Source organism: Runella sp. (assembly GCF_965279615.1).
Taxonomy (GTDB): Bacteria; Bacteroidota; Bacteroidia; order Cytophagales; family Spirosomataceae; genus Runella.
In genome coordinates this window covers 175,189-188,711 of record NZ_OZ257252.1, presented here as the reverse complement: position 1 = coordinate 188,711, position 13,523 = coordinate 175,189, and the positions used below count along the sequence as shown (strand labels likewise).

The 13,523-nt window shown below is 44.0% G+C and carries 12 protein-coding genes; 6 read left to right on the top strand and 6 right to left on the bottom strand.

The features are described from left to right. Positions 1 to 190: 190 nt before the first annotated feature. Complete coding sequence (locus tag ACQY73_RS00860) at positions 191 to 967, top strand: IS5 family transposase (protein ID WP_428660136.1); 777 nt, start codon at positions 191 to 193, stop codon at positions 965 to 967. Between the two features lie 26 nt (positions 968 to 993). Then, on the top strand, positions 994 to 1,479 hold the full coding sequence (locus ACQY73_RS00855) for a hypothetical protein (RefSeq protein ID WP_428660134.1): 486 nt from the start codon (positions 994 to 996) through the stop codon (positions 1,477 to 1,479). A 26-nt stretch (positions 1,480 to 1,505) separates the two neighbouring features. Here the strand turns inward: ACQY73_RS00855 and ACQY73_RS00850 are convergent, their stop codons facing one another. Next, positions 1,506 to 2,354, bottom strand: a complete 849-nt coding sequence (locus tag ACQY73_RS00850) for a helix-turn-helix domain-containing protein (protein WP_428660131.1) — start codon at positions 2,352 to 2,354, stop codon at positions 1,506 to 1,508. Between the two features lie 211 nt (positions 2,355 to 2,565). On the opposite strand from ACQY73_RS00850, the gene ACQY73_RS00845 reads away from it, so the two are divergent. Further along, positions 2,566 to 3,555 carry a phytanoyl-CoA dioxygenase family protein gene (locus ACQY73_RS00845; RefSeq protein WP_428660129.1) on the top strand — a complete coding sequence of 330 codons (990 nt, stop codon included), beginning with the start codon at positions 2,566 to 2,568 and terminating at the stop codon, positions 3,553 to 3,555. 54 nt (positions 3,556 to 3,609) lie between these two features. Here ACQY73_RS00845 and ACQY73_RS00840 read toward each other — a convergent pair whose 3' ends face one another. The 3 genes from ACQY73_RS00840 to ACQY73_RS00830 form a co-directional block, all read right to left on the bottom strand. Beyond that, entirely contained in the window at positions 3,610 to 6,078 is a 2,469-nt protein-coding gene (locus ACQY73_RS00840; RefSeq protein ID WP_428660126.1) for a TonB-dependent receptor plug domain-containing protein, read from the bottom strand. 181 nt (positions 6,079 to 6,259) lie between these two features. Further along, positions 6,260 to 7,507 carry a peptidase T gene (gene pepT / locus ACQY73_RS00835; protein WP_428660124.1) on the bottom strand — a complete coding sequence of 416 codons (1,248 nt, stop codon included), beginning with the start codon at positions 7,505 to 7,507 and terminating at the stop codon, positions 6,260 to 6,262. A 112-nt stretch (positions 7,508 to 7,619) separates the two neighbouring features. Beyond that, entirely contained in the window at positions 7,620 to 8,480 is an 861-nt protein-coding gene (locus ACQY73_RS00830) for an SDR family oxidoreductase (RefSeq protein ID WP_428660121.1), read from the bottom strand. Between the two features lie 176 nt (positions 8,481 to 8,656). On the opposite strand from ACQY73_RS00830, the gene ACQY73_RS00825 reads away from it, so the two are divergent. After that, the gene (locus tag ACQY73_RS00825) at positions 8,657 to 9,040 is read left to right on the top strand and encodes a winged helix-turn-helix transcriptional regulator (RefSeq protein WP_428660118.1); all 384 of its coding nucleotides are present in this window, start codon (positions 8,657 to 8,659) and stop codon (positions 9,038 to 9,040) included. Positions 9,041 to 9,108: 68 nt separating this feature from the next. On the opposite strand, the gene ACQY73_RS00820 is transcribed toward ACQY73_RS00825, so the two are convergent. Further along, positions 9,109 to 9,645, bottom strand: a complete 537-nt coding sequence (locus tag ACQY73_RS00820; protein ID WP_428660115.1) for a hypothetical protein — start codon at positions 9,643 to 9,645, stop codon at positions 9,109 to 9,111. Between the two features lie 95 nt (positions 9,646 to 9,740). After that, positions 9,741 to 10,412 carry an NUDIX hydrolase gene (locus tag ACQY73_RS00815; RefSeq protein WP_428660112.1) on the bottom strand — a complete coding sequence of 224 codons (672 nt, stop codon included), beginning with the start codon at positions 10,410 to 10,412 and terminating at the stop codon, positions 9,741 to 9,743. A 113-nt stretch (positions 10,413 to 10,525) separates the two neighbouring features. Here ACQY73_RS00815 and ACQY73_RS00810 point away from each other — a divergent pair, with 113 nt between their 5' ends. Together ACQY73_RS00810 and ACQY73_RS00805 are read left to right on the top strand one after the other, a co-directional pair. Further along, positions 10,526 to 10,969: a DUF2721 domain-containing protein gene (locus ACQY73_RS00810; RefSeq protein WP_428660109.1), complete on the top strand. Its 444-nt coding sequence runs from the start codon at positions 10,526 to 10,528 to the stop codon at positions 10,967 to 10,969. Positions 10,970 to 11,000: 31 nt separating this feature from the next. Continuing rightward, positions 11,001 to 13,484, top strand: coding sequence for a prolyl oligopeptidase family serine peptidase (locus ACQY73_RS00805; protein WP_428660106.1), 2,484 nt, complete (start codon positions 11,001 to 11,003; stop codon positions 13,482 to 13,484). Positions 13,485 to 13,523 lie beyond the last annotated feature (39 nt).

The following is a 13,523-nucleotide window of genomic DNA, read 5'->3' as shown; positions in this document are numbered from 1 at the left end:
TTCATTTTAGTATGTTTAAGTATAGGTTATAGAATTATTAGGTTTTACAGTAAATCAAAATAATGAAATTGACAATTTCTGATACTATAAGAGTATCTCTACAGGCATCTATGATAATCCTTAGAACGTGTTTGGGAATTGATAAAGGCTGAGAGTCGTATCATCTTTGTATCGACCAAAATGCAAAGAAATGACCAAACAGTTTTCTAAACTGACCGACTCTCAGTGGGCTGCAATATCGCACTTTTTACCCCTTAAACGCAAACGAAAACTTGATTTATGCCAAGTAATGAATGCGATTTTATGGCTATTGCGTACGGGATGCCAATGGAGAAATTTGCCTGATGAATACCCGCATTGGCAGGCCGTTTATTATTATTTTAACTGCTGGAAAACGGATGGGACACTTGAACGAATCAATCGAGAATTGAACCAACTGGATCGAAAACAGGAAAAACGTGAAGCATATCCATCCGTATTTTGTGTTGATAGTCAAAGTGTTAAGCTAGCTCCTATGATCTGTGAATATCGAGGTCTTGACCCACATAAGAAAGTCAATGGACGCAAGCGCCAGTTATTGGTCGATACAGGTGGTCGCTTATGGGCCGCTCATGTACACGCTGCCAATGACGCAGATGGCCCTGCCGCATTAGCCTTGGTGAGTGATATATTGTGGTATGGTGATCGGGTTGAGAAGGTCTTTGGCGATGGTCCATACGGCGGTGTTTTTGCAAAAGCTCTGGCCAGTTGGGACATTGATTTTGAGCGGGCTTCTCGTCCTGAATCAGCTCAGGGATTTGTACCTGTAGCCAAGCGTTGGGTGGTAGAACGGAGCATTGCTTGGACAAATTTTTTTCGGCGGATCGTCAAAGATTACGAGTATACACTATCTTCTTCGGTTGGATGGCTACTTTTAGCCAACATTCAACTGATGCTGCAACGAATTAAGCCAAAAAACCAAACATAATTTCCCAACACGCTCTTATATTCAAGATGGCTTTAGAAATAATAAAATATTTTACTTTATATGATATATTTTATTATCCGTGGTTTAATATAACTATATTTATAATTCAACTTGCACTGGTTGTATACTATGCTTTTGTTATATTTAATATGAGAAAGCAAAAATTTCGTATTAAATATTTTTATTCATTTTTTACGCTTACTTTTTTTTCAATATTAATGATTGGTTTTCATTTATTTCTTCACGAATATATTGACAAAAATTACAAAGAAGTATTAGCTGACAAAGACATTGAAATTCTACACAAAGCTTTAGATGATTACGCCGTTAAACATCATGTAGAAATGGAAGATAACAGCAAAGAAGATATAGAAGTAAGAACTAAAATTTTGAATCAATATTCGATATCCGGTTTATTTAGCTCGCTATTATTTAATTTAGTTGCCAACTCTTTTCTTTCTTACCTTATTGCGTTATTAATAGTTCGAGTTCCTGAAATAGAAAAAAAATAACGGAAACTCTTGTTTACCTGAAATTTCTATTTATTTCGATAACGTTTTTTAAAAGTAAACGGGTTTTCACCCGTTACTTTTTTGAACGTGCGATTAAAATACGACAGACTTTCAAAACCACATTCAAAGCAACTTTCGGTCACGTTTTTATCCATCAACAAAAGCTTTTTGGCTTGGTTGATGCGGTAGTGATTCAGAAACTCGGTAAAGGTAAGCCGTGTGATTTTTTTGAAATAACGACAAAAAGCGGCATTGCTCAAATGACTCAAATCCGCTACTTCTTCAATTTCAATTTTACGTTGATAATTTTCGTCAATGAACCGGTATAAGCGTTTCAGGCGTTCCTGTTCCTTTTTCGTATATTGATTTTCAACGGGTTTTGAGTGCAGAAGCAAATAATCATCCGTTGTTGCCAACAGTTGAAAAATACTCAACACTTCCAGAAACTGTTCAAAAGGAGGCAATAAATGGAGTTTTTTCATCCGCTTTCCAACTAACTGTTTCGCTCCTTTTCCAAACGCAATGCCATATTGTGCTTTTTCAAATAGCTGATAAATAACCGATAATTCAGGGGTCACGCCAAAGGCATTACCAAGAAAATCTTGACTGATATGAAGAACGATTTCTTCATAGTCTGTTTTGACACCGTAATCAAAATTAAGATGCGGAATATTGGAACCGATAAAGACCAGGTCACTTTCTTCGTATTGGGAGAAATGCTCTCCTACGTGTCGCGGCCCGTTCGGGGCTTCGATGTATACCAGTTCAAACTCGGGATGGAAATGCCAATAAAATACGTCATTCAGCTTCGGGGTCTTAATGACTCGAAACGAACTGTTGGAATCGGGGACGAATTCTTCAAATAATATTTTCATTGCATTTTTTACCATATAAGGCATTTAAGAAAATATAAGAACTTAAATGGCTTTTAAAACAAGAGCTTATTTGCATATAAATCGCATTAACCATCTATTCAAAAGCAAATAAAATCAATATTGTTCAAATAAAGGCAACTGTAAGGGTAGAAATTGGGGGTAATGAGCCGCTATCTTTGTATCATTATTTCAATTAAAAATAAAACTTACAATGGAAGCACAAACAATGGCTCCTACGATGGTTGCGACAATGGCACCCAATCAAAATCATAAAGATATTCCCGGCAATCCTTCCACGGCTACCAGCAGCCATATTAAATTAAGCGACCGTTCCAACGGAAAACCCCTTCGGGTATTGAGCGAAGAAGATTGGCAGTTTTGGATACACAACGGCTACATTGTCATCAAAAATGCCGTACCGAAAGAGCAAGCCGAGCGTACCGCTCGATTTTTGTGGGAGTTTGAAGAAAAAGATGCCAATGATCCTGAAACATGGTACGCACCACCGCGCGCCGAAATGAAAATGAAAGAGCTCACCGGTACAGGAATGGTGGAAGTATATAATAATCAACACCTTTGGAACAACCGCCAAATGCAGCGTGTATATGATGCGTTTGTGGATGTGTGGGGCACCGAAAAACTGTGGGTAACCATCGACCGCGCCAATTTGAACTTCCCGATTCGTCCCGGATTTGAATACAAAGGGTTTATTCACTGGGATTATGACCCCGAAACCAAACCCCAAAATGTACAGGGAGTACTGGCACTGGCCGACCAAACCGACGAAAACATGGGTGGATTTCAGTGCATTCCTGAGCTGTTCCGCACGTATGACACCTGGAAATTGACACAGCCTGCCGACCGCAATCGTTTTAAACCTGACATTTCAGAATTTGAAGATAAGTTGGTGAAAGTAAAACTGGAGGCGGGTGACTTATTGATCTTTAACAGCTCACAGCCCCACGGAATTCGGCCTAATCTGTCGGGAAATAAAGTACGCATTGCTCAGTATATCTCGATGATGCCCGCTGAAGAAGACAACGAAGCCATGCGTGAGTGGCGTGTTAATTCGTGGAAAAATCGCATCGCCCCCGAAGGGTACGCATTTCCCGGCGACCCGCGCAATTGGGAACAAACCAAGTACGATGCCGCTGAATTGAATGAATTAGGTAAAAAACTTTTAGGTCTGGAAAAGTGGTAACTACAGGAAGCCGCCTCAAAGATGCTTTTGAGACGGCTTCTTTTTTGTCAACATTTATTCCGTTTTGATCTGACCGGTCGACGCACCAAACAATCCGTTAGGCGTCATTCCCTCTACCCGAAAATGAACAGTGGTTTGAGCATCCGACGTAAAAAAGCTTACTTTGGCTTTTCCGTCTTTGTCCGTTTGAATCAATGGCGCCCAAAACACCGTGGGGCGATAGTCAGGCCGTACGTGCTCCGGGGCCTGTTTATCGTATTGAGGTGAGTAAAATTCTCGGACAGGACCGTATCCCAACAGTTTAGTTACAAGCGTACCGGGCACCGGCGCTGTATCTTTGGACCAATCATAATTGGTATTGCCTCTTTTGGTCAATATGGCAATCACACCACCGCCGCCTCTGCTCCCATAAATGGCCGCTGACGCCCCTTTCAACACATCAATGGCTTCTACATCTGTTGGCGGAATATTCATAATGGTAGATTTGTCTACGGGCATTCCGTCCAATACAAACAGCGGCTCAACCACACCGCTGAAATTGGCCGCTCCCCGGATCTGAACTGTGCGATTCATGCCTGTGCCTGAAACTGTTACCCCTGCCACGCGCCCCTGTAGAATATCAAAAATACTCTGAGCGCCCGCCGAGTTCATAAAATCCAACTTAATGGAAGCATCCGGCGTACCGTACATGGCTCGGCGGCTGTCTTCTTTTTGCGGATCGCTCTTTTTGGCTTTGATGACCACTTCCTGAAGCATTTTTTCACGGCTTTCGCGAATCTTGCGTTCAATGCGTAAATAGTCGTCGGCCCGTTTTAAGTACTGAGCCAATTCATTGATATCGAACTGAATGCTGTTGAACGGGACTTTCGTCAGCGTTACCGTTGCAGGCTTGAAAGGATCTAAAACAATGGTAAAATTACGATTACCGCGCTCACTGACGGCCTGTATCAACAGGTTTGTAGTATCGCGAAGATTGAGATTGAGGGCAGCAAATTCTCCCGTTTCAGCCGTTTCTCCCATAAAAACCGAACGCAGACTGTCTTTCCCGGCAGATTGCAGCATAAAGGTCAATTTCACTACTCCTGATTGTTTTTTATTGCCACGCACGACTTTACCCGTAAACGAAATTCCCTCTTCAATAAAATGACGGTGCACGGCCAGCGAATCTTCCAGTACATTTTTCCAAACAAACCGCCGCCAACCTTGCGTCATCATCAGCACTTCAAGGTCACGGACATTGTTCGGGTTGTTGACATCAAAGTAATAAGAAGGTTGCTCAACGGCACCTTTTAAGTCGGAAGTCAACAAAGCATACGAAAGAATGTTTACGCCATAAGGGTCTTTTTCAAGCACTTGCCCTGCATCGGTTGCGGCAAGGGAAAAGTTTCCACTGACAGGATTGCCGGCAGCATCTTTTGCCGTCAATTCCAATTCGACCTTTTCACGGATTTTATAAGTGGGTTTATCCGACTGTATCTGCACCGATAAGGGCCGATTTTTATTTGTAAAGATGAGTCGTTCGCACACAGGCCGGCTTTTTTCATCAAACAACGTCAACTGCGTAATTCCTTCGGGAAGAGTATTTTTGGGGATGTTGAAAAGCGACATTCTCCGGTTCATGGAGGTTTTAGCCGCATAAACGACCTCTCCTCTTGTTTGTGCAATCAGCGCCATCTCGCTTGTTGGGGCGACGGTCAGGTTATGTTTAATGATCACCCTCGCGTTCTCTTTGCTCGAAACATTGTCCACCATCATGACTGCGCCCTGCGGCAGAGGTTCGGGAAAGGAATATTTTGCATAACCACCGTTCGGCTTGCGAATCTCAATACGGTAGTTCTGACCCGCCTCCGGCGTAATGGAAAAATAGCCCATACCAAATTTCAGGGTAGAAAAGCCCACCAACGTATCATTGGCCTGATTGAGTACTGCGCCCGTAATGTCGGCCCCTTTCCCCAAAATATTGGTAGCTTTGAAGGCTACTCTGCCTTCCAACCCCATCACCAATTGCCCGCCTTCGGGCATAAATTGAACATCAATATCGTCGGCGTTGGAAGGAAACCCTATTGGCTGCGTATCTGTTCGGAAAATAAGTAAGTCACGATGAAAGAAAAAATCTTCCGAAAAATTACGCATCCAATTTGTATACGCTCTTACCATATAGTCTCCGGCTTTCAGCGAATCTTTTAACGCTAAATCTCCTGCTCCCAAGCCGCCTTTCATTTCTATTTTCTTCAACAAAACCACTTTCCCGGTTGCTTTATCAACCAGATCAACGTATAGTACCTTACTGACCGAGTCGGCGGTGTGGCTTCCGCTATTGATCAAATAGGCCTTAAACCAGATAGTTTCGCCGGCGGAGTAATAAGGGCGGTCTAAGTGCAAATATGCTTTTTCTTGAGGAGCATGTTGTTGATACGCTTCAAACTTTGCCACGATCTTGTCTAACCAACTGTCTTCAAAACGAAAAGCGGTTAAAAAAAGGGCAAACGCGGCAAGAAAGGATAACAGGCTGTTACGGAACATTATTTTTTTAACGGTTTAGGAGTAAGAACGCAAACTTTTGTACAACGAAATACATCCTACTGTTTGTTATAATTTGCATTACAGTTAATACCAAAAAGTTATCAAACGGTTATCCTTTGTCTTTAAACAACATACCCCCCCAAAAGAAAACTTACGTAAACAAATAAGTGCAGTTGTTGACCTACGCTTTTTCTTCCCAAATTCGGCATAGATTCACGATCACTTCCACGGCTTTTTGCATATCCTGCAACGACACCCATTCCAGTTTAGAGTGAAACGCGTGCTCTCCCGCAAAAATGTTTGGACAAGGCAATCCCATAAAAGACAACCGCGATCCGTCCGTACCGCCGCGTATGCTTCGGCGCATGGGCGTAAGTCCACTGCGCTGAATCGCTTCGAGTGCATATTCACTTACCTGCGGATGTTGATCCAACACCTCTTTCATGTTCCGGTATTGCTCCACTACTTCAAAATTCGCGCGGGAATTGGGGTAATTGACCAATATCTTATCCAATAATGCTTTTAGATAGTTTTCTTTTTCGTGCAATCCTGCCTCTGAAAAATCCCGAATAATAAAGCCCAATGTTACTTTTTCCAAAATGCCTTCGATGTTCGTCGGGTGAATGAAGCCTTCCATCTCCTCGGTTGTTTCAGGCGATAACGTATCTTTTGGCAATGCCGCCAACACATCGGCCGCAATTTTAAGGGCATTTTCGAGTTTTCCTTTGGCAAATCCCGGATGCGTGCTTACCCCATAAATGGTGATTTTGACGGCATCGGCGCTGAACGTTTCGTCTTCAAGCGTCCCCAAACTTTCGCCGTCAATGGTGTAGCCAAAAGCGGCTCCCAGTTTTTCCAGATCAACTTTAGCGGTACCGCGTCCGATCTCTTCGTCGGGCGTAAAGAGTATCTTTATTGTTCCGTGTTTAATGTCAGGGTTATTGATCAAAAAATAAACCGCATCCATGATCTCGGCAACGCCCGCTTTATTATCCGCTCCAAGCAGCGTAGTACCGCTCGCCGTGACAATATCATTGCCTATTTGCGCCTGTAGATCAGGGTGCTCACTTTGACGCAAAACCTGTGTGGCATCATCAGGGAGGACAATATCCGAACCATCCCACCGGGTATGAACAATGGGCTTTACGCCCTTACCGGAGCAATCCGGCGACGTATCTACGTGCGAGCAGAAGCAAATAACGGGCACATTTAACTTATTGGTATTGGCAGGAAGCGTTGCATATACGTAGCCATATTCGTCCAAATGAGCATCCAAAACGCCCATTTCAAACAGTTCTGTGGTCAACAAACGACTCAGATCTTTCTGTTTTTCGGTCGAAGGCTGCGTGGTGGAATTGGGATCCGATTGCGTATCTATCTGAACATATTGCAGAAAACGTTCGAGTACCGTCGATGGAGTAGATGACATGAGTGAGTAAATTAGTGAATACAAAAAAACCGTCCGGCAAGATGCTAAACGGTTCTTAATTTACCAAACTCAAAACGTCGGCGAGGTTTTGAACCTCGCCGACGTTATCCGATCAATGGGCGTATGTTTCCTGTAAATAGGTGCTCAATGAGGTTGGTTTGCGCCCCAGAAGTGTTTCCAAATCCTCTTCTGTAGCGTCCATTTCTCCTGCTTTGAATGCTTCGCTGATGCTGACGATGATCGGCACATATTGTTGCGGAACGCCCGCTTTTGTCAAGCCTTCTTTAAAAGCATCTAACGGAATATCGGTATACGTGATCGTTTTTCCGGTAACATCGCTCAGTTGTTCCGCAATCTCAGCAAATGTGTACGATTTGGAGCCGGTTATCTCGTAGGTTTTATTAAGGTGTTTTTCGGGAGAAACAAGCACATTTGCCAATGCTTCCGCCATGTCTTTCCGAGCCGCAAAGTTTGCTTTTGCTGCATCTGCGGGATAAAACCATTGCCCGCTTTCGAGCACATTACCCCACAGCGTCGGCAATACTTCGGCGTAGAATGTGTTTCGGAAGATCGTGTACAAAATGCCTGACTGCTTCAAATATTCTTCCGTTTTGATGTGGTCAGCGCCCGGAATAAACTTCGTTTCGTGCGATGCTTTCACCACACTGGTGTAAATGAGGTGTTTTACGCCCGCCCGAACGGCGGCATTAATAGCATTGATGTGCTGCCCCACTCTGTCTTCGAGCGAAGCCGACGATACCAATAAGAGCGTATCAACGCCTGCAAAGGCTTTTTCCAAAGAATCAATATCGTTATAATCTCCCCGACGAAGTTCTACGCCTTTGGCAGCCAACTCTTCCGCTTTTGCTTCATCACGTACCAAGGCCGCAATTTGATTTGCCGATACTGTATTGAGAAGAAAGTCAATGGTAGCTTTTCCTAAATGCCCTGTTGCTCCTGTTACTAAAATCATGGTCTTGTTATTTTTGGGTGGGAAAAACCGACGTTACTGCTTCTATTGGTATCAATCTGTCGGTTTTAGAAATTAATTATTTTTTGAACAGGGCAAAGGTATGTACCTTTACTATACAATAGTAACCGATATACTAAAGTATACCGATATATCTCAGTATAGCAATTAGAAAGAAGATGGAAAAAATAACTCAAAGTGACTGTACGGCATCGGTGATTCCTATCCGAGATTGTCTGGACATTATCAGCGGCAAGTGGAAGTTACCGATCCTTGGTGCATTGTTGGATGGGAAAAAGCGATTTAAAGAACTGGAACGCTCGATTCCCGCCATTACACCCAAAATGTTGTCAAAAGAATTGCGAGAACTGGAAATCAATCAATTAGTAAAACGAACCGTATATGATACTGTCCCCGTGATGGTTGAGTACGAACTCGCACCTTACGGTCGGTCGCTCGATAAAGTACTTTTTGAAATGAAAGAATGGGGTGCGCAACACCGTAAACGTATCATGACAAGTGATAATCCTGTGCGGAAAGAATTGGAATCAGTCGAAAGTTGATCGACACTAAACAAAAGAAGGATTGACAGAAAACCCGCCAATCCTTCTTTTTTACTTCCTCTTATTTACTACTTCACTTTTTTCAAATCTTTAGCACTTACTGTACCGCCGGGATACGTAAAACTAAGACTGCGCCCACCGTTATCCTGTGACTGTTGAACTCCCGAAAGTGGATAACCTTTTGTGCTGTATTTGGTTACTTTGCCATCTTCTTCAAGTTCCAGAACTTCTTCTGACGCAAAATAGGCGTATCTGTGTCCGTTTTGGCTTCCGTTAAAAGAAGCCAACGTGCGTTTTTCAGCAGGCTTCTTTGACGTTTCGTTTTTCTTTTGGGGCTTTGCTTCCTCTTGCTTTTTTTCTTCTTCCAATACGGTTTGAGAAAGCGGGGAAAGTTCGGCACACAATTCGGCAACTTTTGCTTTTAGGCTGTTATTGAACATATCACCGATCATGACCATTCCGCCCTGCCATTGGCCCATGCCGCCTAATTCGCTGATATTAAATTGAACCTGACGGCCTCCCGACAGTTTTAACCCTTCCAATAATGTACGAACGGTTTCTTCGCTGACATTGTATTTTGAAGCTATTTCCTGAATCTTTTTCATTTCTTCTGTTTTTTTATTGCTATACACCAATCAAAGTCTGATTTTACCTAAATGGCTTATAGACTACAAACTAAACCAAAAAACCGTGCCATTCTTTATAGTTTTTTCAGCAAATCCCAGTCTCCGACGGCTTTTAAGTATAAAAAATTGAGCAAAATACCGTTGGCATTGTTGATCAGACGATGGCCTTCTGCAAAAGGGACCACTACCGTCACAATGCGCTCATGTTCAGAGGCTTCTCCCATAAACAGATCGTTATACGCCATAATTTTATCTTTGGGAAGCGTTAATTCGCAATAAAAAAAGTACATCGTTTCGTCACTGGTCCCCGTTGAAGGATACACAGGATAATCCAAAAGGCGAACCAATTGATTTTTTTCGACCACAATTCCGGTTTCTTCCCACACTTCTTTGGCTGCCACTTTGACCGCATCTGACTCACTGTCAAGCATTCCGGCAGGATGTTCGTAGGTTTGTGATCCGTCGCAAATACGGCGTTGTCGAACCAGTAAAAGGTATTTCTCATTGGTTTGCTCATCAATTAAGCACACCAATACACACAGAACTTCGCCTTTCAAAAAGCAAATGGGGGGGATTTTGTCGCCTTCGGGCGTAGTAGCATCCAACATCACCACCGAAAACAATGCATCTCCATGACTGTTATGACGGGTAAATTTTTCCTCAATGTGATGAATTTCAAGGCCGTTTTTTAACAAATTGGCTTTCCAAAGGTTAAATTTGTGAGAATCAAAGATATTTTCGAGCATATAAATAACAGGAGCTGACAGTGGGCAATTTTTTAGCGCAAAGTACACAAAGAAGACACATTGTCAGCAAAAAAGTCGTTATTATCGTCCTTTATTAAAACCCATTTTCCGGTATGGAACTCGCAATCAGTACGCCTGCTATTTTATTTTCGACCGTTTCGTTAATGATGATCGCCTTTACCAACCGCTATTTGGCCATCGCGAGTTTGATCCGGGAACTGCACGATAAATTCCGCCAAAGCCCTGACGAGAATTACGTTCAGCAAATCAAACACCTTCATCGACGGGTGCATATCATCCGAAATATTCAATTCATCATCGTGTCGAGCCTGCTGTTGAGCGCAATTTCAATGCTGTTCATCTACTTACATTATCAATATGTCGCTCAAGTATTATTTTTCGTTGCGTTATTGTTGCAGATTGCTGCTCTGAGCTTATCTATTTGGGAGATTTCATTGTCAATCCATGCCCTTAAAATTGAACTCAGCGACATGGAAGAGCAACTCGGCAAACAATTTGGCTTTTTCGGTCGTACCAAACCGAAGAGTATTGAGTAAATCTAGTACCACTTCTAAACAACTAAGATCAATGAGAAAACAATTACTGTTTTTCTGTTGCGTATGCGCGTTTACCGCGTTCGCTCAGGAAAAAGGCGGCTATCTGACGCCCCCCAAACCGTTAGCCGATCTGGTAACGGCCCCTCCCACTCCGACCGTCAGCGTGGACAGCAAAGGACAATGGATGCTTATCTCTGAAAGGAACACATCCACTACCACGATTGCCGAGCTTTCACAGCCTGAATTCCGTTTGGCCGGTTTACGCATCAATCCCGCCACCAGCGGTCCGAGCCGTTCTGTATTTACCAACAATCTTAAATTACGTCAAGTGGCTGCCAATGCCGCTGATATTCAGATCACGGGATTGCCTGCGAATCCTCAAATCTCTTTTGTTCAGTGGTCACCGGATGACAGCAAAATCGCTTTCACCAACACGACTGACACTAAAATTGAACTGTACGTAGCCGATGTGGCCACGGCAGTTGCCACAAAAGTAAGCGATGTTGCACTCAACGGAGTGTTGGGTATCCCTTACCAATGGGTTTCTGACAGTAAATCATTCATCGTCAGAGGAGTTCCTGCCGAAAGAGGTGTTGCTCCCGCAGTAACCAGCGTACCGACCGGCCCGGCCGTTCAGCAGAACCTTGGCACAAAAGCACAGGCCGCAACGTACCAAGACTTACTTAAAAACCCGGCCGACGAAAAACAATTCGAATATTACGCTACCTCACAGGCAATGAAGATCGGATTGGACGGCAGCGTTCAGAAAATCGGCAGCATGGGACTTATCGCTACCGCGGCGCCTTCACCTGATGGACGTTTTGTCTTGATCGAAACCATTCACCGCCCGTTCTCTTACTTGGTGACCATCAATCGTTTCCCTTCTAAAATGGACATTTTTGACATCAACGGCACATTGGTCAAAGCGCTGACAGATGTACCTTTGCAGGAAAATGTGCCTTGGGGACAGGATGCTGCTCCTTCGGGACAACGTAATCACAACTGGCGCAACGACGTACCCGCTACATTGTATTGGGTAGAAGCCAAAGACGGCGGTGATCCAAAACGCAAAGTAGCCGTTCGTGATGTTGTTTATACATTGGATGCACCGTTCAGCGGCGAAGCTAAAGAGATTTATTCTGCCGCCAATCGCTTTGGAGGAATCACATGGGGGACTGACCAAATTGCCTTATTTTCAGAGCGTTGGAACGCTACCCGCAAAATCATCACTAAGCTCGTTAATCCAAGCAACCCGGCAAATCCTGTGGTATTGTTTGATCGTTCGTCGGAAGACCGTTACAACAACCCCGGTACACCCGAGTTGAAGAAAAATGCGTACGGTGAATACGTATTGGACATTACTCCTACCAACGAAATCTATCTGACAGGCCAGGGGGCTTCTCCTGAAGGTGATCGTCCGTTTGTAGACCTTTATAGCCTCACCACCAAGCAGGCAAAACGTATGTTTCGGTCGGAAGCGCCTTTCTTTGAGCGCCCTATCACCATCCTGAACGCCGAAAAAGGCCTCATTCTGACTTCGCGCGAATCACAGGAAGACCAGCCTAACTACTTTATCCGTAACCTGAAACCTGCTCCTAAAAAAGGCAAAAAGGCTGCTGAGCCTGCGTTGACTCAGGTAACATTTTTCCCGCATCCTTATCCACAATACAAAGGAATTCAGAAACAACAATTGCGCTACAAACGCCCCGATGGCGTGGACTTAACCGCGATGTTATTGTTGCCTCCGGGTTATAAAAAAGAAGACGGGCCCCTGCCAACGTTCCTTTGGGCGTATCCCGCCGAATTTAAAAATGCGGCGGCAGCAGGTCAGGTAAGCGGATCTCCTTACCAATTCAACCGCATCAGCTATTGGACAGGAGCAGCGTTTGTGACAATGGGCTACGCAGTACTGGAAAACGCCTCTATCCCCATCGTGGGTGAAGGCGATAAAGAGCCTAACGATACGTACGTAGAACAATTGGTAGCCAGTGCCAAAGCCGCTATTGACGAAGGTGTACGCCTTGGCGTAGTGGATGCCGGCCGCGTAGGTGTAGGCGGTCACTCATACGGTGCATTTATGACAGCTAACTTGCTTTCACACAGCAATTTATTCAAAGCAGGTATCGCTCGTTCAGGCGCTTACAACCGTACGTTGACGCCGTTCGGTTTCCAAAACGAACAACGTACCTATTGGCAGGCACCTGATGTCTACAATAAGATGTCGCCGTTTATGAACGTGGAAAAAGTAAAAACGCCACTTCTTTTGACGCACGGCGAAGCCGACAACAACACCGGAACTTTCCCTATTCAGTCGGAGCGTTATTACAACGCACTGAAAGGAATGGGCGCCACAGCCAAGTTGGTATTCTTCCCGCACGAAAGCCACCACTACGACTCCAAAGAATCACTTTTGCACATGTTGTACGAGATGAACGGTTGGTTGGATAAATACGTTAAAAACGCCCCTGCCACTCCACCTGCCACTAAAACAGGTCAAATGTCAGGAGAGAAATAACCTATATTTGTCATTCTGCAAGAATCTAATACCCCTATA

Excerpts from the sequence above, each read along its gene's own strand:
- ACQY73_RS00860 (WP_428660136.1), top strand. The coding sequence starts at position 191 with ATGACCAAACAGTTTTCTAAACTGACCGACTCTCAGTGGGCTGCAATA.
- ACQY73_RS00855 (WP_428660134.1), top strand. The coding sequence starts at position 994 with ATGGCTTTAGAAATAATAAAATATTTTACTTTATATGATATATTTTAT.
- ACQY73_RS00850 (WP_428660131.1), bottom strand. The coding sequence starts at position 2,354 with ATGAAAATATTATTTGAAGAATTCGTCCCCGATTCCAACAGTTCGTTT.
- ACQY73_RS00845 (WP_428660129.1), top strand. The coding sequence starts at position 2,566 with ATGGAAGCACAAACAATGGCTCCTACGATGGTTGCGACAATGGCACCC.
- ACQY73_RS00840 (WP_428660126.1), bottom strand. The coding sequence starts at position 6,078 with ATGTTCCGTAACAGCCTGTTATCCTTTCTTGCCGCGTTTGCCCTTTTT.
- pepT (WP_428660124.1), bottom strand. The coding sequence starts at position 7,507 with ATGTCATCTACTCCATCGACGGTACTCGAACGTTTTCTGCAATATGTT.
- ACQY73_RS00830 (WP_428660121.1), bottom strand. The coding sequence starts at position 8,480 with ATGATTTTAGTAACAGGAGCAACAGGGCATTTAGGAAAAGCTACCATT.
- ACQY73_RS00825 (WP_428660118.1), top strand. The coding sequence starts at position 8,657 with ATGGAAAAAATAACTCAAAGTGACTGTACGGCATCGGTGATTCCTATC.
- ACQY73_RS00820 (WP_428660115.1), bottom strand. The coding sequence starts at position 9,645 with ATGAAAAAGATTCAGGAAATAGCTTCAAAATACAATGTCAGCGAAGAA.
- ACQY73_RS00815 (WP_428660112.1), bottom strand. The coding sequence starts at position 10,412 with ATGCTCGAAAATATCTTTGATTCTCACAAATTTAACCTTTGGAAAGCC.
- ACQY73_RS00810 (WP_428660109.1), top strand. The coding sequence starts at position 10,526 with ATGGAACTCGCAATCAGTACGCCTGCTATTTTATTTTCGACCGTTTCG.
- ACQY73_RS00805 (WP_428660106.1), top strand. The coding sequence starts at position 11,001 with ATGAGAAAACAATTACTGTTTTTCTGTTGCGTATGCGCGTTTACCGCG.